The sequence below is a fragment of the Paenibacillus sp. FSL H7-0714 genome (assembly GCF_038003765.1).
Taxonomy (GTDB): domain Bacteria; phylum Bacillota; class Bacilli; order Paenibacillales; family Paenibacillaceae; genus Paenibacillus_AQ.
The window spans coordinates 2,853,420-2,874,352 of the sequence record NZ_JBBOPT010000001.1; the positions used below are offsets into that span (position 1 = coordinate 2,853,420).

Below are 20,933 nucleotides of genomic sequence, written 5' to 3' on the forward strand. Positions count from 1 at the left end.
AATTCTCAATTGAGTAAGCGTTCTATAAACGGAACAGATTTTACCGCTATGGTATTGGCTGGAGCGGATAAGCTGCAACAGCATGCAGAACACGTCAATTCCCTAAATGTTTTTCCGGTTCCAGACGGAGATACCGGAACTAACATGAATTTGACGATGACCGCAGGTTCGAATGAATTGAAGAAAAATAATACAACGTCTGTCGGTCAATGTGCAGGTGTACTCTCTAAGGGCTTGTTAATGGGCGCACGGGGGAACTCCGGAGTTATTTTATCTCAATTGTTCAGAGGCTTTAGCAGATCTGCAGCTCAACATGATGAGCTAAACACACAGCAATTTGCTGCTGCATTGCAAAGCGGAGTTGACGCAGCCTATAAAGCAGTTGTAAAGCCTGTAGAAGGAACTATTCTTACAGTGGCTAAAGAGGCTGCAAGACATGCTGTCTACTATGCTCGCCGAACTACAGATGTTACAGAGCTCATGACAGAGGTATTGGCCAAAGCAAAGGAAGCTTTAGCCTATACACCGGAACAATTGCCTGTCTTGAAGCAAGTCGGTGTCGTAGACTCTGGCGGTCAAGGACTGGTCTATATTTATGAAGGGTTTCACCAGCATCTGACGAGCGGAAGCTCCGGTGTGTCTGAACCTGTAAAAGGACAACCTCAGGCACCAGTCGTGCCAACACCGGTACCGGTGTTAAAGAAACCTGAAAGCGAACTGTCTTCTGTACAGTCTTCTGCACAATCACAGCTTTCTACAGAGGACATAGAATTTCTATATGATATGGAGTTCTTCATTAATCGCCAGTTAGGTGGTAACGTGAGAACGGATTTTGATGAGGAAACCTTTAGGAAAGCGTTGTCAGTAAATGGTGATTCCATTATTGTAATTTCGGATGATGAAACCATTAAAGTGCATGTGCATTCCAAGGCTCCAGGTGAAGTTTTGAATCTGGCACTTCTCTATGGGGAAATTACGCAGATTCATATTCTCAATATGCGTGAGCAACATCGTGACTTGTTAACTGCAGGGATGGATATTGCACCTATGCCAGATGTTTTCGCCGATATGCCGGATGAACAGAGCCGGGTACAATCAGCTCCAGCCGAACCACCAGCAGATGATTTGGCACCTTACGGATTCATCGCAGTATCATCAGGCGCTGGGATTGCAGATATTTTCAAAAGCCTCGGTGTGGATGTTGTCCTAGCTGGAGGTCAGACTATGAACCCTAGCACAGAGGATTTCGTGAACGCGATTTCTTCGATATCTGCGAAGCATGTATACATTCTGCCGAATAACTCCAATATTGTTCTTGCCGCTCAGCAAGCTAAAGATCTCTTGGAGGGCGAACGTGAGATTACGGTTATTCCAAGTAAAAGCATTCCTCAAGGAATCGCTGCAGCCTTTGCGTTCCAAGAAGAGGATTCCGTGGAGACTAATTCTGGGAACATGCTAGAAGCAATCTCACAGGTCAAGTCGGGACAAGTAACAAATGCTGTCCGTGATACAAGCTTTGATGATCTGGAGATTAAATCCGGGCAATTTATCGGAATTTCGAACTCCAAAATTGTCGCTGCCGCAGATGATCTGTTAGCTGCAAGTCAGGCGCTGCTGTCCAACATGCTTGAGAATGGCGATGAAATCGTTACGATCCTTATTGGAGCAGAAACTGATTCTGAGGTCACAGATTCCTTAAGCGAGTGGCTGGAAGAGACTTACCCGAATGTGGAAGTAGAGATTCATGAGGGTGGCCAACCCCTTTATTATTATCTTTTCTCCGTAGAGCCATAGGTAGATGCTGAGGGTTCTATAACAATTCAGGAGCAACTTGCTAATTACGTAGTTGGCAAAATTATAGTATGGGGGAGATAATCCATGAATCGTACCATTATCGTCACCGACAGCACATCTGATATCCCGCCAGCAATGGCGGAAGCGTATGGCATTGAGGTCGTCCCTTTGACTTTGATGTTCGGCGAAGAGGCTTTCCGGGACAATCTGGATATGACGCCGGAGCAGTTCTATGAGCGACTTCCCCGCTCGTCACAGTTGCCGACTACTTCTCAACCCTCACCGGTTGAATACATGAATGTGTATCGAGATATTTTGGAACGTTACCCGGGAAGTCCTATCCTTTCGTTTCATATTTCTTCTGGACTAAGTGGTACGTACCAATCAGCACTATTGGCTAAATCGATGTTGGAGGAAGAGGGAGAAGGGATCACTGTAGTAGATTCTCTCTCCGCTTCTTACGGTTTTGGATTTATGGTGGTGGAAGCCGCCAGATTGGCTGCTGAAGATAAGAGTCCCGAAGCGATTCTTGAAGCTGTAGAAAGTCTGCGCCAATCTCGTAAGCTTTACTTCTTGGTAGATACACTTGAATATTTACAAAAAGGCGGGAGAATCGGAAAGGCCTCGGCCATTCTGGGAACGCTTCTTAATATTAAGCCGATCCTGTCTATTGATGCAGAAGGAATAATATATGCGGTAGAAAAAGTTAGAGGCCGTAAGAAGGCTATTGCCCGTATGATTGAATTATTTAAGAAGGATATTCAAGGTGTAGACAAAATCAATGTGGCCGTGGGTCATACGGCTGAACCGGCTTCCGGTGAAGAGTTCCTGAAAGAGCTGTCAGGACATTTTACACTAGAAGAGAAAGTGCTGACGAACGTCGGCCCTGTCGTGGGCAGCCATGTCGGAAACGGTACGTTAGCTGTATTCATTTGGCCTGCAAAATGAGGGATGAATATGACACTGTCATTAAATCAAATTGAAGTAAAAAACATAACTGGCGTGAGTGCTCAAAAGCAAAGCGAGCTTCACGCCTTTGGTGTCTTTACAGTAAAGGATTTGTTAGAGTATTATCCGTTCCGTTATGAGGATTATCGCCCGCGCTCGCTGAGTGAAACCAAACATGGGGATAAAGTGACTACAGAGGCTAAAGTGATCGGTATCCCTGTACTGCAACGTTTTGGAGGCAAGTCACGACTTAGTTGTAAAATGGTTGCGGAGCCTTGGATGTTCACAGCTACATGGTTTAATCGTCATTACGTGCGTGAGCAACTTACTGTGGGGAGAGAAATTGTACTCACAGGTAAATGGGATCAGAAGCGAAATCAAATTACAGTGACGGATTTTGAATTTCCCGATCGTGGGGAAGGGAAGACAGGGACTCTACAGCCGGTCTATTCCATCGGTGGAAAGATCACGCAGTCGTGGATCAGGAAAAGCATTAATCAGGCGCTTCAACAGTATGGAGATTTAATTCCCGAGATACTACCACATTCTATTATGCGGCAATATGATTTTATGCCTCGTAAACGGGCGATTGCAACCATTCATAGGCCAGAGGATACGCGTGAAGGGCAGCAGGGACGCCGCAGGATGGTGTATGAGGAGTTGTTTCTGTTCCAGTTGAAGATGCAGGCATTCCGGGTACTTAATCGCGGTAGGATGGATGGTGTAGTCCATACTGTAGATAACGCAACCGTGCGCCAGTTTGTTCGCAGCTTACCTTTTGAGCTTACAGATGCTCAGAAACGAGTGGAGCTGGAGATCTTACATGATCTGCGATCACCATATTGCATGAATCGACTGCTTCAAGGTGATGTGGGTTCCGGCAAAACGGTACTAGCTGCCGTCGCGCTTTTTGCCACCGTGCGATCTGGTTTTCAGGGTGCGCTTATGGTGCCCACTGAGATTTTAGCAGAGCAGCATATGCGTTCACTTACGAAGATGTTTGAGCCGTTTGGAATTACGGTTGGTCTGTTAACAGGGAGTGTAACTGGACGGAAACGTAAAGAATTGTTAGCTTCACTACAAATGGGGATGCTCGATATTGTTGTAGGGACGCATGCATTGATTCAGGAGGATGTATTTTTCCGTGATCTGGGTCTTGTAGTTACGGACGAGCAGCATCGGTTTGGTGTAAACCAGCGAGGTGTATTGCGGCGTAAAGGATATAATCCGGATGTACTTACGATGACTGCAACACCTATTCCACGTACACTTGCGATCTCTGTTTTTGGAGATATGGATGTATCCACGCTGTCGGAAAGACCGAAAGGCCGAGTGCCAATAACTAGTTATTGGGTCAAGCATGATCTCATGGATCGTGTCCTAAATCTGATTAAGCGTGAAATAGAGCTGGGACGTCAGGCTTATCTGATCTGTCCGCTCATTGAAGAATCGGAGAAACTGGATGTACAGAATGCTATAGATTTACATATTCAAATGAGCCAAGCTTTTCCTAACTATAAAGTTGGGCTTTTGCATGGAAAGATGTCTCCAGCTGAAAAAGATGAAGTGATGCGAGCATTTTACAACAATGAACTGCAACTCTTAGTATCCACAACGGTTGTAGAAGTGGGTGTAGACGTTCCTAATGCCACGTTGATGATTATTATGGATGCAGACCGGTTCGGATTATCACAGCTGCACCAGCTTCGTGGACGGGTTGGTAGAGGTCAGCATGCCTCTTATTGTGTACTAGTGGCTGATCCGAAATCTGAAATCGGGCGTGAACGAATGACTGCTATGACGGACACCGATGATGGATTTGAGATTTCGCGGAGAGATTTGGAGCTGCGTGGTCCAGGTGATTTTTTTGGAACCAAGCAGAGTGGATTACCGGAGTTTCGCTTGGCGGATATGACGGCTGACTTTGAAGTGCTGGAGCAGGCGCGTGATGATGTGGCAGAGCTGCTTAAGGATGAGAAGTTCTGGACATCTCCTGAATATGCACCTCTTCGGCATTATTTACAAGGCGAGCAAATTTTCCAAGGGGAATTAATTGACTAAGTAGGCACATCTAGCTCCGAAGCCTCATATACTGTGAAAGATTGGATATGACGGGAGGTGCTACACTTGGGTTATCAACAATTCGGAATTAGCCCTCAGCTCGTGGAACGCATCAAGCTGAAGATGAAAAACGCGACTGTCAAAGATCGTATTAAAAATATGATTAACGGCGTCTCGAAACAAGAGCTACAGGACACGGCAGTTGTTCGCAGGTTGGTACGGAATGCGTCAGGTGTACTGAACGAGAAACTGACCTCGACGCAGGAAGACCAAATTGTGAAATTTATTATCGCTCAGAAAATTGATCCAAACAACACCTTCCACTTGATCCGTTTGTGGGGAATGTTCCGTTAGGAAAGTGTGCTAGCGAGTATAGGCTAGATCTTAGGTCTAATTCTCAGCTAGCTAAAGGAGTAGAGGCTGTCTCAAAAGTAGTGAATGCTGCTTTTGAGACAGCTTTTTTTTGTGTGAATCAAGGATGAATTCTAGGGAAAAGCAGACAAACTAACACTGGCTCATTAACGTTGATTAATGAACGCCGACTGACGAATGTAGACTAACCAATAATTTTCCGGCGAAAATCCTGCAATAGTACATCTTTAGATGATACGAGGAGGGTTAAAGTATTGATTCCTGCAAATCAGCAGGAATTCTTGCGTCAGAAGAAGCTTTCGAGCTATAAATGAGGATATTCCTGTACATTTGCAGTATTTGGGCTTAATGGAGCGGATATCTGAGCCAAAAGATGTATTTTTGCAGGATTTCGCTATTCTAGCGAAAGAACCTCGGTTGATAACGCAAAAGTAGCGCTCCCCCCATACAAGGGAGAAACGCTATTTATCTTACGTGGAATAATAAAGTGTACCTTCAAACATAAGAAGACGTAATCGGCCTACTCACCATGCTCATCATACTGCCCTATTAGTTAGGATGGCAGATTACTCAATCTTTGATCACTAGCAGCTGATTTGAGCACAATTTGGCTGTCAGGATCACAATTAAGGACGATGGTCCGCAATTGATGTTCTTCCATTTTGTTGATGAGACAAAACAATGTGCTCAGCTCTCCATTTTGCCCGGAGCCTTCAGCCAGCCCAACTTCTCGATTTAATGAGTTTTCGAGCGCTTCCTGGATATCCATGCAACAATTGCTGGTAATCCATGCAGCGCGTGAATCGGATAACCCTCGGAGTGAGAATCTCACACCTTCGAAGGCCAATAAGTAAGCAATAATGGAGTACATGGCTTGCTCCCAGCCAAATAGTGTGCCTGCTATAAGCAAAATAGCACAGTTCAGAATCATGATGACGACTTCGGTTGACTTTGGCGGTCCACCACTCAGAAGTGAATATCCTTGATCACTTGCATGTTTGTTCACACCACCAAATCGGACAGATATACCGATACCGAGTCCTAAACAGATGCCACCTGCCATAGCAGCAGGTAAAGGATCACTAATCACTGCAGGAAAACGGTGTAGAGCAAGAGAAGCGATGGTCAAGCAAGCTAATCCTAGAACGGTATACAGAGCAAAGCGAAGATTCACTTGCTTTCGAGACATGAATATAAAAGGTAGATTGAATAGAAAAAGAAACAATCCCAGCCGCATTTCAGTGGTATGAGCGAATAATGCCGATAAACCTGTGATTCCACCAACTACAAGCCCATGTGGTATGAGAAATAACTCTAATCCTACTGCGGCAAGTAGTGCTCCTGCAATAACGGTTAGAACTCGGAATACTGAATTTTTACGTAATTGTTTATGTTGTGTTGTCTTAGTCTGCAATGTTTTTCCTCCTTTAGCAGGGGAAACAACTTTATTCATTTTCGTAGAGAGCGACAGCTTTTTGGGATAATTTTAGCAGCATGTCACTTCTTTAATTTATATACTGTATCCAATAATTTATAGATCCATTTTGATTCCTATGCTAGAAGTAAGTTTGCATAACAAATTTTTACCGATTCCCGGTAAATCCGATTCTCTATAATCCATGAAATTCTAGCCTGCATTTAGGTGTCTTATAATTATTTCGCTTTCTTCGAATTTTTATCAATGGAAGTTCTAAATGACCTTCAGTAACAATCATTTAAGGTAGAGATGAAATTCGCATTGCGTGATATTAGAAAGTGAGAAGTGAATTTTAACAGGTACAGTCGCAGTCGAAGCAAGAATTTATAGATCACAGGACGGAATACAAAAGAAAGCACAGGGAGTATCGCGGCTACCGCAACAGATTTAGTTCCCCACTGTTCAATTATTTTGATGGCTCCTATTTGAGGAGTTATTTGGGGTACCGTCCTTACGGGAGCTATAAACTTTCGCTCGTAGCGTTCAATTTCGGTTGTCGTTGATTCTTGCTCCGTAGTGAATAATCCGCCAGACCAAACCGGTGGAAAAGAAAACATCATTCCTAGAATTAGGACTATACGAAGAAACCAAAGTAGTGACAAGCGCGCTATATATTGCACCGAAATAACACCTCCCAACTGTATGTAGTATAAAAAGCATACCATACCTTTTCATTTGTTTCCAAATTGTTTTGTGAAAAAAATTCATTTGAAAACGATGAAAACAAGAAACCGAACGGGAAAAATGACGTATTTCGTAGAAAAGAAGACTTTTATTATCTTGTATCAGTCAGGAGGAATAAATTTGAGCGAATGGCAGGATTTTAACGGTTTTGATAAACGAAGCTTTTTCGGAAGTTTCATTCATGAGATGCCCCTATTTTTTAAATTATTTGCTTTGTTTATTCTAGGTGTTTTCGTTTTTATAATTTATAAATCAGTGAGAAGCTGGATAGCCAACAACGCAAGCCCCTTGATAAAAGCTAGCTCTAAAGCTGTGACGAAACGGACTGAGGTATGGGGTGGTTCGGGTGAATCGAGCGCACATACTAGTTATTATGTGACGTTTGAGTTTGAGGATGGTGGACGCTTGGAATTGCAGGTTCGAGATCAGGATTTTGGTCTGATTGTAGAAGGGGATCGAGGAGAACTCCTTTATCAAGGGACTAGATTCAAGAGCTTTGATCGAGTCAAGCAGACGGAACAGCTTAATTTCTAAAATTGTACATAACGTTCTAGAATCACCATGCCTTTTTTGGGTAAGACTCATATGAGAGGTTTTACCAGAATCTCAATCCCGGAAGGAGGCTATTGTCTTGAACTCAAATGATCCAAAATCGCAGGGGCAGGTACCTTTTCATACACTAAGTGAGGAAGAAGTGCTCAAAAGGCTGGAAACAAGGAAAGATGGTTTGTCTTCCGGTGAAGCCGCTAAACTTCTGGAGCAGTATGGGAAGAACGTACTTCAAGAAGCAAAAACCAAATCTCTGCTAGGAAAATTTATTGAACAATTTAAAAATGTAATGATCTTTATTTTGCTAGTGGCGGCAGTATTGTCTGGGGTTTTGGGAGAATGGACAGATACAGTCATTATTTTGTTGGTAGTCATCCTGAATGCGGTACTTGGCGTTATTCAGGAAAATAAGGCAGAGCAGGCGCTAGATGCCCTGAAAAGTATGTCCTCTCCGCATGCCAGAGTGCGACGTGGAGGTCAGGTCTCAGAGATTAAAAGTGAAGATCTCGTACCAGGGGATATCGTATTGCTGGAAGCTGGAAATGTAGTTCCGGCGGATATTAGACTGTTAGAAGCTGCTTCTTTGAAAACAGAGGAAGCCGCATTAACCGGAGAATCATTACCTTCAGAAAAGAAGGTAGGTGTGCTTGAAGGAAGCGATATTGTTATCGGGGATCGCACCAATATGGCATATATGAGCAGCAATGTAACTTACGGTAGAGCGGTTGGTGTCGTCACAGCTACAGGAATGCAGACTGAAGTCGGCAGGATTGCTGGGTTTATCTCGGAGGAAGAGAATGATGTAACACCGCTGCAAAAGAAACTGGATGAACTAGGAAAATATTTCACCTTTATTATTCTTGGTGTCTGTGTAGTCATTTTTGCCGTCGGTATATTTGAGGGTAGAGAGCTGCTGGATATGCTTCTCACCTCGATCTCACTTGCAGTAGCAGCGATTCCTGAAGGACTGCCAGCAATTGTGACGATTATCTTGGCACTCGGAGTGCAGCGGATGGCTAAACGTAAAGCGATCATTCGCAAACTCCCCGCTGTAGAGACGCTCGGAAGCACCGAAATTATTTGCTCTGACAAGACAGGTACTTTGACTCTAAACAAGATGACTGTCGAAAAAGTGCATGTCAATGGAACTACGAAAGAAGCTGCTGAAGGTGTTGAAGGGACACCGGGTGGTGAACTATTGCTTCAGGCTATGACGCTTTGTAATGATTCCAGCATTGACGAAGGAAATTCCTCTGAAGTACCTGGAGGGAATGAAGGAGCTAAGGACCCGCAAACAAAGAGTGGTAAAGCGATTATCGGGGATCCTACGGAAACAGCGTTAGTGGACTATGCGCTCAGTATAGGTACTGACAAAAGGGATTTAGAAAAGAAATTCCCACGTAAAAATGAACTGCCATTTGACTCCGATCGCAAGCTGATGACGACGATTCATGAAGTTGAGAACGGACGTTATCGTGTATTAACGAAAGGTGCACCAGATGTGCTTTTGTCCAAATGCAGCCATATCTTCGTGGATGGAGAGATCGTTCCTTTTAATGATGAACATTCACGACATATCATGGAAAGTAATACAATGCTTGCGAATGATGCACTGAGGGTGCTGGCATTTGCTTTCAGAGATGAACAGCAGCTACCGACTAACCTCTCCCCGGAAGCTACGGAGAAAGAACTTGTATTTATCGGTTTAGTCGGTATGATTGATCCTCCACGAGAGGAAGTACGGGATGCGGTAGCTATCTGCCGTAAAGCAGGGATTAGACCTGTAATGATTACAGGAGATCATCGAGATACCGCAGCGGCCATTGCTAAAAGATTAGGTATTATCGAAGATGAGACGGGCGTATTGACCGGCAGTGAGCTGGATAAATTCAGTGAAGAGGAATTTGCTGAGAAAGTCACTAATTATTCGGTTTATGCACGTGTATCTCCTGAACATAAAGTTCGGATCGTTAAGGCATGGAGGAAAAAAGGGAAGATTGTTGCCATGACGGGTGACGGTGTGAATGATGCTCCTGCGCTTAAATCATCAGATATCGGCGTCGGGATGGGGATCACAGGAACGGATGTAGCTAAGGGCGTCTCAGATATGGTGCTAGCTGATGATAACTTTACGACCATAGTTGTTGCTGTTGAAGAAGGACGGAAGGTTTACAGCAATATCCGTAAGGCCATCCAGTTCCTACTCTCAGCCAATCTTGGGGAAGTGCTTACGCTATTCATTGCAACCATGATCGGCTGGCGTATACTCGAGCCAATTCATATTCTGTGGATTAATCTTGTTACCGATACCCTACCGGCATTAGCTCTTGGGCTTGAGAAGGCGGGGGATGATTTGATGTCGAAGAAACCACGCAAAGCCAGCAGCAGTATCTTTGCTGGTGGCGTGGGAATCGGGATCATCTACCAGGGGATATTAGAGGCGGCGCTTACGTTGTTTGTATACCAGTGGGCACATACCCATTACAATGAGGGAATTGCGGTTACGATGGCATTCGCCACATTAGGATTGCTGCAAATTTCTCATGCATTTAACGTCAGATCCAATACGAAATCGTTGTTCCAGATTGGCTGGTTCAGCAACCGGTATATGCTGTGGGCATCACTGATCTCTACACTTATGCTGGTGCTGGTGATCATCATCCCAGGACTGAATGACTGGTTTGGTGTCTCACATTTAAGCGGGTTACAGTGGGGAATTGTAATTGCTGCAGCACTGGCGATTATAGTGATTGTAGAGTTTGTAAAGCTGTTTGTACGTTTAAGTGGCAAGGGCAAGAACTGGGATTAAGAATACCAATTTATGCTGCAACAAAGAAGCCTGAACCCTTCCATAGTGGAGGATTCAGGCTTTCTTAATAGGTGCCTTTAGCCAGTGAATGTGGGTTACAGAATGCGCTGCATATGCAGGATTACGTTGCTCCAATACCCTGAGTCAAGCTCACTGATCTGAACCCCGGGATCACCCCAGGTGTGAATGAACTTTCCATCCCCAATGTAAATACCGACATGCCCGGGTATAGCGTCACTTTCAAACCGACCTGGGACAGTGAAGAATATAAGATCGCCGACATCTAGTGCACTGCGTTGCACGCGAGAACCTATATTATCTTGATCCTTGGCTAAACGCGGTAAGTTTACACTGAATTGTTTGAATACATGCCTTGTAAAAGAAGAGCAATCAAATTTCTTAGTCTCTTCATAAGGCCCGGTACCGAATTCATAAGGCACACCTAAGAATTTTTTGGCATAAGTAACTAATTCCTTCTTGTCTGCTTCAGAAATACTTTGAATGTGAAATGGTTTAGCTTCATTTAATGATTTAGCAGATGGTGTTTTTATAATAGCTTCATGGTCGGTCGGTGTGGCTATGTTGATTTCACCAGACTGAGGATTCCAACCCACCTCCGTTTGAAGAAATTTGGATAGAGCTAACGGTGTGATATAGATTTGACCTTCTTGTCGTCTAGGTGCCTGCGGTAATGTGATTTTCTCACCTAGGGAGAAGACTTGAGTAGAGCCAGGGCGCAGCATATACATAACATCACTGTAGCCAATTTTGGTGTATCCCCCATGAGTTGCATCATCTTTCATTCGATAGCCGAGTGATGTAATCGCAGGTTTGAGTGGAATCCAGTACTTTCCTTGAGCATCGGTGATGGCGGACTTTTCATAATAACTTGAGGCTTGCATGCCATCGGGAGTTACGGCGTTTACCTTGGGTTTTTGTGATTGTGAAGAGTAACCGCATGCGGTACTTGATAAAACGGCAGCGAGCAATACAGTAGCAGTGGATAGTAATTTTTTGTGGTTATTAGGCATTTGACACGCTCCATGTTCAAACTGTAGTTTAAGTTTGTGCAGGGGGCTTTTTTTTATGTAATGAGGCCGAAGGCAATCACTGTAAGACATAACCAAGTCCTTCCTATATTGGTGAGTTATGCGCTATAAAATTTGTAATCTATGGAAGTAGGATAAGTGATTGACGGATAAACAACCTCCATATAATATAGGTTTAATAGATTTCCATCATTATTGTGAGGTACGTGTAAGCTTATGCTTTAATGCTTTTATCGATAAAAGTAATAATGCTGAGTCGCTCACTTTGATGCACGCGTTAATAATCTAATGAAATGGGGTACTTTAATGAAAAAGAGAAACATTTTTGCAGGTTTAAGCTTATGCTTCATGCTAGTAGCTGCTGGCTGTGGCAACAATAATGCCGCTGTAAATTCAGGAAACGCAACAAACACTGGTAATGCGCCAACGAATGCCGGAACCGCTGATTCCAAAACGTACAAAATCGCAATTTCGCAATACGTTGAACATCCATCACTTGATGCTACACGCGAAGGTATTCTTGCTGCTTTGAAGGATGCCGGGCTTGTTGAAGGAGAGAACCTGAAGGTTGACCTTGAGAATGCTCAAGCTGACCCTGCGAATAACTTGACCATTGCTCAGAAGATTGCTGCTGACACTAATGATTTGGTATTGGCTATTGCGACACCTTCTGCTCAATCGGTTGTTCAAGCGCTTAGTAAATCAAGTAAGGACACTCCGATACTGTTCGCAGCAGTGACTGATCCACTCGATGCAAAGATCGTAACTGATCTGGAGCACCCAGGTGGAAATGTTTCTGGTGTATCAGATACGAATCCTGAAGCTATTAATAGATTAATGCAATTCATTGCTACTCAATTTCCTAATGTGAAGAAGCTGGGCATTGTTATCAATGAGGGTGAACCAAATGCTGTAATTATGGCGGATATTGCTAAGAAAGAGCTGGATAAACATGGCATTGAGCTTGTGAAGGCAGCCATCACAAATACTTCTGAAGTGAAGCAAGCTGCTGAATCACTCGCTGGTCGTGTAGATGCATTCTACATTACTTTGGATAACACAGTAGTGAGTGCTGTTGATACGATTATTCAAACAGCTAATGATAAGAAAATTCCGTTCTTCTCCAGCGACCGGGATACCGTTGAAAAAGGCGCATTTGCAACCGTTGGCTTCAAATATTTCGACCATGGTTACCAAGTTGGACAAATGGCAGTGGACATTCTGAAGAATGGTAAAAAGCCAGCAGATATGAAAGTAACGATGCAAGAAAAGCTCGATCTTATCCTTAACCTTAAAGCCGCTGCCGCACAAGGTATAGATGTGACGGATGCGATGAAAAAAGAAGTTACCGATCAAGCTAACAATATTATTCAATAAGACATTCTATAGGGGCGATTCCATGAGGGCGCCCCTTGATGCTTGAAAGGAGAAGACTTCTATGTATGATTCAATGCTCGGGGCTGTGGAAATGGGGTTGCTCTATGCATTTATGGCTTTAGGGGTGTATATTACTTTTCGCATTTTGGATTTTCCTGATTTGACTGTAGATGGAAGCTTTACTACTGGCGGCGCTATTGCTGCCGTTATGATTACCAATGGTTATGCACCCTGGTTAGCCACGCTTGCTGCTATTGCAGGTGGGATGCTGGCAGGAATGTGTACGGGTCTACTACATACGAAGGGCAAGATTAATGGATTGTTATCCGGGATTCTAATGATGATCGCACTTTATTCCATCAATCTGAGAATTTTTGGCGGTAAACCTAACTGGTCACTAATGGGTGATACCACGTTGTTCTCGTCCATCAATCCACTTCTTGTTCTTCCTTTTATTGTTTTATTCGTGAAAATTCTAATGGATTTATTCTTGCGTACTGATCTTGGGCTTGCTTTAAGGGCTACCGGAGATAATGCAAGAATGATCCGTAGTCTGGGTGTAAACACAGATAATACGACAATTCTCGGAGTCAGTTTATCCAACGGAATGGTGGCACTTTCAGGTGCATTGATCACTCAGTATTCCACTTTTGCGGATTCCTCAATGGGAATAGGGATGATTGTTATCGGATTAGCTTCGGTAATCATTGGTGAAGCCATTTTCGGTGCTGGAAATGTATTCCGTGCGACGTTGGCAGTTGTTCTGGGATCTATTGTTTACCGAATCGTAGTTGCACTAGCCTTGTATGTACCATGGTTGAGACCTTCGGATCTTAAGCTGATTACGGCGATTATCGTTATTTTCGCACTTGTATTCCCATCGATTCAGCGTTTCTTGAAGCAGAAGAATATGGCGCGTAAACGTTCGCTTGAATTAGCTGAACAAGCGTTTAGCAGCAAGAGAGGAGGCACCATCGATGCTTAAACTGGATAACGTATCTAAGCTGTTTAATCCTGGAACACCGGATGAGAAGATCGCGCTACTTGGCATTGATTTGGAGCTTCTTCCCGGTGACTTTGTTACCATTATTGGAAGCAACGGTGCTGGTAAATCAACGCTAATGAACATTATTTCTGGTGTGATGAAGCCGGATCTTGGTTCAGCAAGTATTGAAGGGAATTCGATCAGCCATTTAGCAGAATATCAGCGCAGTCGCTGGATCGGACGGGTTTTTCAGGACCCGATGGCAGGTACGGCTCCACGGATGACGATTGAAGAAAATTTAGCGATGGCTTACAAAAGAGGGAAGAGTAGAGGACTATCGTTTGGTGTAAATGCAGCGAGACGGACGATGTTTCGTGAGGAGTTAAGTCGTCTCGGGATTGGATTGGAGAATCGTCTGCGAGCAAAGGTAGGGTTATTATCTGGTGGGGAGAGACAAGCACTGAGTTTGCTAATGGCAACCTTTACCCAGCCGCAAATCTTGTTATTAGACGAACATACAGCGGCACTTGATCCTTCACGAGCGGAGCTGATTACTAAACTGACAGAGTCTATCGTCCGTGAGATGAAGCTGACTACGCTTATGGTTACCCATAACATGGAGCAGGCTATACGTCTTGGCAATCGTCTTATCATGATGGATAAAGGCCGTATTATCCTTGATATTGATGAAACAAGGAAAAAGGATCTTACGGTAGAACGCCTGCTGGGAGAATTTGAGACCATCAGTGGTCATAAACTGGCGGATGATCGAATGATGCTTGGTTAGTCTTTTATAGGAGTATCTTAGGCTCAGGATAGGGGCTTAAAGTGAATTCTGACTCTGGATTTCGCTTTAAGTCCTTTTTGTTGTAAGTTTTCCCAAATGCTTCAATATCATTTATGATAGGATATAGTGATGATAAATATTACTTCCCATAATAAGGGTTTGGAGTGAATTGGAGGATGCTTATGTTTTGGAAGAATGTTAGCGCTTACAGGAGTTCAGGAATTTTTAATAAAATGATATTGATCATTTCATTTTTGCTGCTGCTGTCCTTTCTGTTCTCTTTAACCGTCCTGCAGTATGTTTATCGAATTTATGACAAGCAAATCTATGAAAAGGCATCTGAAGTGCTGGGAATGTCATCTATCAGTATAGAGAGTACTTTGAGAGAGCTGGAACAACTTTCTTTTACAGTGGTCTCTGATGAGCAAATTCAGGAATGTCTTCGCCAGTTGCAGGATGATCCTCAACCATATGAGCGGCAGGTCCTACATAATAAAATCATTAACAGGTTAGTTGCCTTTGCAGGAGCAGAGAAATACGTTTATTCCATGATGTTGTTGGATACGAATGGCGGCGCTATGACTGCGGGTAATCGGGAAGGTGTATCACAGGATCTCCAGGATCAATTAAAGCCTCTGGCTAAGGAAGCTAGCGGTAGTATTGTGTGGTATCCCCAAGGGAATAAGAATTCACTCCTGGCTGTTCGGCAGATTAAATCTTACACCGGATCAACCTTTACGCTGGACGATTTAGGAACGTTAGTCATTCGAATTCGGATTGATCGTATTATTGCAGATAGCACTAGTAACACTTCGGATGGCGATCAGTTGATTGTTGCAGATGCGGCTTCAGGGCTAGCGGTTTATCCCCAAACTCCAATGTTGCTGCCAAATGAGCTTAAAGCGGAAACGGAACGTTCCGAACTTTATCGTACGGCTAAGTATGAAGAAGGAACATATTTTATAACGAAGACTAAATCATCTTATATGGAATGGATGTATATCAATGCGACCCCCTTCAATGAGATGTTCAAACATATTACTTTTGTAAAAAAATTGGTCGTCATCATATTCGCGCTCATATTACTAATTGGATTGCTCTTAGGCTATCGATTAGCCCGAAGTATTGTACGCCCGATTTCAAAGCTGACCAAAAAAATGAAACAAATCGAAAAGGGAGATCTGGATAATCTGGAGGAACAGTCGCTAGGTGTCGTTTCACAAACTGCGCAGGACGAGGTAAGTCAGCTTAACAGAACCTTTAAAATGATGATCCGCAGAATCAGAGAACTTATCGATGAGAATTATGCGAAGCAGCTCATTATTAGAGAGACCGAGCTTAAAGCACTGCAGGCACAGATCAATCCGCATTTTTTGTACAATACACTTGAATCGATCAATTGGTTAGCGAAGATGAACAAGCAAGCTAAAATCTCTGAAATGGTAGAAGCGCTTGGCTATTTGTTTCGCAGTTCGATTGGTCTTAAAGACCCGTTGATTACGATTGAAAAAGAGCTCACCATTGTGCGCAATTATGTCATTATCCAGAAGACACGATTTGACGAGAGACTTGATTTTCGCATGGATTTTCCAGAGCATTTGCATGACGCTTTAATTCCGAAGCTGACGCTTCAGCCGTTGATCGAGAATGCGATCCGATATGCATTGGAGCCTAATATCGAGCCTTGCACGATTTCTATAACCGTAAGTGAGGAAGAACAGGGCCTTGATATTCTTGTTAGTGATAATGGGCCGGGGATGAGTGCCGAGTTCATCAAAGATTTACAGCAGGGAAGAGTTAAGACACGTGGCGAAGGCATTGGGTTAGCGAACATCGCAGAGCGTATTCAAATCGTATTTGGCCCAGAATGGGGTACAGTGATTGAAAGTGAGCCAGGTCAAGGAACGACAATACATGTACGTATACCTTATTTAAAAGGAGTGCAAGAGAATGTATAAGTTACTGCTGGTTGATGATGAACGGTTGATACTAGAAGGCATATCTCAGGTAGTGGACTGGGCACAGGCAGGAACGGAACTTGTGGGTACTGCGCGAAACGGGATAGAAGCCTTAGAGAAAATAGAGGAGCTTCGCCCTGAAATAGTGATTACTGATATTTCCATGCCCGGATTGGATGGACTAGGCTTGGTGCAGAAATGCAGTGAACGGTTTCCTGAGGTAAAGTTCGTTATGTTGACGGGGTATAAGGATTTTGACTACGCCTGTATCGCTATGCAGCATGGAGTGAAACATTATCTGCTTAAGCCGTGCAACGAGAATCAAATTCATGATGCGTTAGTTGAACTGGTAGCAGAGCTCGATGAACTTAAGGGCCGGATGGAATTTGTAAATGATATGAAGCAACGTTTTACTAAAGTTCTACCGCATGTAAAGGAACAATTTTTGAAGGAATGGATCTCTAACAAAACGTACGGGAGTCAAGATTTAGAGTATTATCAGGAGCTGCTAGGCATCGAATTAAATGACAAAGTGGTGCGTTTGATCTTGTTCAGACTGGAAGGTTCTTATGAATATGAGCAACTATTTGCTTTGCAAAATATTGCACAGGATATGCTGCAAGAAACGCTGCTTAGTACAAGGATAGGCGGATTTATTCTGACACTAATGGAAGTCGAAGGAGAGGCTGCGCTGAATAGTACACTGCTTGAACGAATTTCTGATGTAAGGAAAATGTTCTACAAATTTTATAAAGTGGATGTAACCATTGCGATTAGTGATGCGGACTTCATGATACATTCACGGAGATTGTATCGTCAGACTCTGCAATGCCTTAACCACTGTTTTTATATGGAAGAGGGAGGTTTGATCACAGGAAGTGATATTCCTAGTGATGAATTAAGCGGAAGAAATGACATTGAACTAGATGAAGAGCAAATCTGTCTGCTGATTAAGGCGGGCGAACAAAGTGCAGTAGAATTTGAATTAGAGCGGTTATTTAATCTGCTAGCTGAACAGCGTGTAGATATTAATGTAACGCGATCTTATGTTTTACAATTGTATTCTGCGATGATACGTCTAGCCGTCCCTGATGAAAGAAATACCTTTACTTCAAGTATGGTGGAACTGGCTGAGATCAGGACTTTAAGTGGTCTTAAAGCCTATGTAAAAGATGCTGCTGCTCGTTTGACAGCGATGTATGATCGTCATTTTCGCTGTCGCCAATCCTTAATCGTAGATAAAATGTTCAAAATTATTGCGGATGATTATAAGAATGCGGAACTGTCACTTAGCTCAGTCGCTGCTGAGATGTTATATATGAATCCTGATTATCTCGGGAAAATATTCAAGAAAATCACGGGGGAGAAATTCTCTAATTACGTTACCAATTACCGGATTACTAAAGCATCAGAACACATTATGCATAGTGGTGATGTAAGAGTATTTGAGCTCGCTGAAATGTTCGGCTTCGGTGGGAATGCACAGTATTTTAGTCAAGTGTTCAAAAAAGTAACTGGGCAGACACCCACAGAATTTATGAAACCCTCTCAAGGGAACTGATTATTGAACAAACAAGACGGTTTTTTGTATTCAACAATTACTGAATATTTGAGAAGATTTATACATGAAAGCGCTACCTAAAGGGATCAGAGCCTTTATACTATTATAGGAAAAGGGGACATGAATTTGAAAAAGAGATTCGCTTTACTAGCCGTACCATTGTTGTTGTCATCGATGTTAGCTGGTTGTGGTGGAGGTAATAACAATAATAGTGCTGCCGCTACGGATTCCGCTACAAACACGCCTTCAGAAACGAAACCCGCAGCTACAACTTCAGCAGAACCCGTAACTCTGCGTATAGCTTGGTGGGGTGGAGATACACGGCATTCTTATACACAACAAGTGATTGATATGTATGAAGCCAAATACCCGAATGTAACGATTGAACCTGAATATGCTTCATTCGATGATTATTGGAAGAAGCTTGCCCCTCAAGCAGCAGCGAATCGACTTCCTGATATCGTTCAAATGGATATTTCTTATATTAATCAATATGGGTCTAACGGACAGCTCGAAGATTTGAAGCCTTATTTGAACTCTCAGATACAAGTCGGCGATGTGAATGAGAACGTCCTTAGTACTGGGGTAATCAATGAGAAGCAATTCGGAATTCCATTAGGCGTTAACGTACTTGGTTTTCAATATGACCCAGAATTGCTAAAGAAGGCAGGGGTGGATTCCATTCCTGAGAACTGGACTTGGGATCAATACAAAGAAATTGCTGCGAAAGCTAAATCAGCTGGACTGTATATCGACGGTTCTATGGCAGCTGACGTATTCTTCAACTATTATCTGCGTACAAAAGGGCTGGCACTTTATAACAATGATGGTTCAGCGCTTGGATATGAGGATGATGCCTTGTTCACTGACTTTTTCGGAATGTTGTCTGGTTTAATTAAAGATGGAGCGGTTCCATCCCAAGACAAACTGAGCCAAAACAAAGGCGTTATCGAAGAGTCTGATATTGTTAAAGGAACAGGCATCGGCGTATGGCAATGGTCGAACCAATATGTTGCTTTGCAAATCGCTGTAAATCGCCCTATGGCACTGGCACAAATGCCTGGTCCGGATATGGAAAAAGGACTCTACATGCAGCCAAGTATGTATTGGTCGGTTACTTCTAACTCAAAAGTGAAGGAAGAAGCAGCGAAGTTCGTTGATTTCTGGATTAATGATCCCGAAGCCAACAATTTAATCAAAGGCGAACGTGGTGTGCCAATTTCAAGCAAAATCAAAGAATCTGTAGCTTCACAATTAACGGATTCCGGTAAGCAAGTATTTAAATTCGTAGCTGACATGGAGCCTACTACTTCTCCAATGAGTCCGCCAGTTGGATCGCCAGAGGTAGTAGCACTCCTTACAGACCTTGCTGAACAAATGAACTTCGGCAAGATTGACCCAGCCGCCGCCGCCGCACAGTTCCGAAAAGAAGCGAACGCTATTCTCTCCAGCCGGTAATAGAAGGTAACAGATAACTATACTGCGTCTAACATGGGAAACGGCATGCCATTTGGTTAGGCGGCAGTCCGTTTCCCTTATTATTCACATAAAAAGGAGTTGGAGACCCTTGGCATCCACGAATCCCCTTCCTTCGAATCCGCTGGCTTTTAAGAAAAAGAAGCTAACAGACCGGAGTTTACGAAGCAACCTTACAGGATATGCCTTTATCAGTCCATTCGTCATTGGCTTCCTTTGCTTCACACTGATCCCGATGATCATTTCTCTTTATCTTTCATTTACCAAATACAATTTGTTCGCTCCACCTAAATGGATCGGATTTGATAATTACATCAAAATGTTCTCGAATGACCCGAAATATTTACATTCATTAAAGGTGACGCTGCTTTACGTATTTATTGGTGTGCCTTTACGTCTCACCTTTGCATTATTTGTGGCTATGATTCTAAATACTAAATCGCGCATGATCGGAGCCTATCGTACAACTTATTATTTACCTTCTATTATAGGTGGCAGTGTGGCGGTATCCATCATGTGGCGTAATATTTTTAGTGATACTGGAATTATTAATGGCATGCTCGGTTTTTTCGGCCTTGGTCCAGTAAGTTGGTTTGGTAATCCGAGCGCTGCGCTTATTATGTTGATCACTTTATCCGTGTGGCAATTTGGTTCATCCATGTTGATCTTTCTGGCAGGTCTAAAGAATATTCCTGGTGAAATGTACGAGGCAGCTAGTGTAGATGGAGCAGGCTTTTTCAGAAAGTTCTTTAAGATTACAATGCCCCTCCTAAGCTCAGTTATTCTGTTCAATCTAGTCATGCAGACGATCAGTGCATTTATGACCTTTGTTCCAGCTTATATTATCTCTAAAGGTGAAGGCGGACCAATGGACGGTACGATGTTGTATTCTCTATATCTATTCCGTCAGGCCTTTATGTTTAATAACATGGGTTACGCTTCAGCTATGGCGTGGGTGATGTTGTTGCTAGTCGGCATCATGACCGGAATTTTGTTCAAGACATCCAAATCGTGGGTCTTCTACGAATCGGAAGGAGGAAAATAAT

Annotated in this window: 16 protein-coding genes; 13 read left to right on the plus strand and 3 right to left on the minus strand. The window is 43.2% G+C overall.

Annotation, left to right across the window (positions count from 1 at the left end; genetic code table 11):
• Positions 1-9 precede the first annotated feature (9 nt).
• The 4 genes from NST34_RS12620 to NST34_RS12635 all read left to right on the plus strand — a co-directional run bounded on the left by NST34_RS12620 (position 10) and on the right by NST34_RS12635 (position 5,157).
• Positions 10-1,794 (plus strand): DAK2 domain-containing protein, encoded by a 1,785-nt coding sequence (locus NST34_RS12620; RefSeq protein ID WP_341125463.1) that lies wholly within the window; start codon positions 10-12, stop codon positions 1,792-1,794.
• 84 nt (positions 1,795-1,878) lie between these two features.
• On the plus strand, positions 1,879-2,742 hold the full coding sequence (locus NST34_RS12625) for a DegV family protein (RefSeq protein WP_076282908.1): 864 nt from the start codon (positions 1,879-1,881) through the stop codon (positions 2,740-2,742).
• Positions 2,743-2,751: 9 nt separating this feature from the next.
• Positions 2,752-4,803, plus strand: a complete 2,052-nt coding sequence (recG, locus tag NST34_RS12630; protein WP_149644193.1) for an ATP-dependent DNA helicase RecG — start codon at positions 2,752-2,754, stop codon at positions 4,801-4,803.
• A 66-nt stretch (positions 4,804-4,869) separates the two neighbouring features.
• The gene (locus NST34_RS12635; RefSeq protein ID WP_042187408.1) at positions 4,870-5,157 is read left to right on the plus strand and encodes a stage VI sporulation protein F; all 288 of its coding nucleotides are present in this window, start codon (positions 4,870-4,872) and stop codon (positions 5,155-5,157) included.
• Positions 5,158-5,728: 571 nt separating this feature from the next.
• On the opposite strand, the gene NST34_RS12640 is transcribed toward NST34_RS12635, so the two are convergent.
• Complete coding sequence (locus NST34_RS12640; RefSeq protein ID WP_341125461.1) at positions 5,729-6,589, minus strand: YitT family protein; 861 nt, start codon at positions 6,587-6,589, stop codon at positions 5,729-5,731.
• 287 nt (positions 6,590-6,876) lie between these two features.
• The gene (locus tag NST34_RS12645) at positions 6,877-7,272 is read right to left on the minus strand and encodes a hypothetical protein (RefSeq protein WP_076282905.1); all 396 of its coding nucleotides are present in this window, start codon (positions 7,270-7,272) and stop codon (positions 6,877-6,879) included.
• A gap of 184 nt (positions 7,273-7,456) precedes the next feature.
• Here NST34_RS12645 and NST34_RS12650 point away from each other — a divergent pair, with 184 nt between their 5' ends.
• Positions 7,457-7,870: a DUF2500 domain-containing protein gene (locus NST34_RS12650; RefSeq protein WP_231573434.1), complete on the plus strand. Its 414-nt coding sequence runs from the start codon at positions 7,457-7,459 to the stop codon at positions 7,868-7,870.
• A 97-nt stretch (positions 7,871-7,967) separates the two neighbouring features.
• Positions 7,968-10,694 carry a calcium-translocating P-type ATPase, SERCA-type gene (locus tag NST34_RS12655; RefSeq protein WP_076282903.1) on the plus strand — a complete coding sequence of 909 codons (2,727 nt, stop codon included), beginning with the start codon at positions 7,968-7,970 and terminating at the stop codon, positions 10,692-10,694.
• Between the two features lie 95 nt (positions 10,695-10,789).
• Here the strand turns inward: NST34_RS12655 and NST34_RS12660 are convergent, their stop codons facing one another.
• Positions 10,790-11,725 (minus strand): C40 family peptidase, encoded by a 936-nt coding sequence (locus tag NST34_RS12660; protein WP_341054148.1) that lies wholly within the window; start codon positions 11,723-11,725, stop codon positions 10,790-10,792.
• Positions 11,726-12,049: 324 nt separating this feature from the next.
• Between NST34_RS12660 and NST34_RS12665 the strand changes: the two genes are divergently transcribed.
• From NST34_RS12665 to NST34_RS12695, 7 genes are all read left to right on the plus strand, one after another.
• The gene (locus tag NST34_RS12665; RefSeq protein WP_341127924.1) at positions 12,050-13,120 is read left to right on the plus strand and encodes an ABC transporter substrate-binding protein; all 1,071 of its coding nucleotides are present in this window, start codon (positions 12,050-12,052) and stop codon (positions 13,118-13,120) included.
• Between the two features lie 61 nt (positions 13,121-13,181).
• Positions 13,182-14,105, plus strand: a complete 924-nt coding sequence (locus NST34_RS12670) for an ABC transporter permease (RefSeq protein WP_076282900.1) — start codon at positions 13,182-13,184, stop codon at positions 14,103-14,105.
• The gene (locus NST34_RS12675; protein ID WP_076282899.1) at positions 14,098-14,892 is read left to right on the plus strand and encodes an ABC transporter ATP-binding protein; all 795 of its coding nucleotides are present in this window, start codon (positions 14,098-14,100) and stop codon (positions 14,890-14,892) included. The genes NST34_RS12670 and NST34_RS12675 overlap by 8 nt, the downstream gene beginning before the upstream one ends.
• Before the next feature lie 182 nt (positions 14,893-15,074).
• Positions 15,075-16,850 (plus strand): sensor histidine kinase, encoded by a 1,776-nt coding sequence (locus tag NST34_RS12680; protein WP_081382864.1) that lies wholly within the window; start codon positions 15,075-15,077, stop codon positions 16,848-16,850.
• Entirely contained in the window at positions 16,843-18,411 is a 1,569-nt protein-coding gene (locus NST34_RS12685) for a response regulator transcription factor (protein WP_076282897.1), read from the plus strand. The genes NST34_RS12680 and NST34_RS12685 overlap by 8 nt, the downstream gene beginning before the upstream one ends.
• A 120-nt stretch (positions 18,412-18,531) precedes the next feature.
• Complete coding sequence (locus tag NST34_RS12690; protein WP_149644202.1) at positions 18,532-19,869, plus strand: extracellular solute-binding protein; 1,338 nt, start codon at positions 18,532-18,534, stop codon at positions 19,867-19,869.
• Positions 19,870-20,011: 142 nt separating this feature from the next.
• On the plus strand, positions 20,012-20,932 hold the full coding sequence (locus NST34_RS12695) for a carbohydrate ABC transporter permease (RefSeq protein WP_340974822.1): 921 nt from the start codon (positions 20,012-20,014) through the stop codon (positions 20,930-20,932).
• Position 20,933 lies beyond the last annotated feature (1 nt).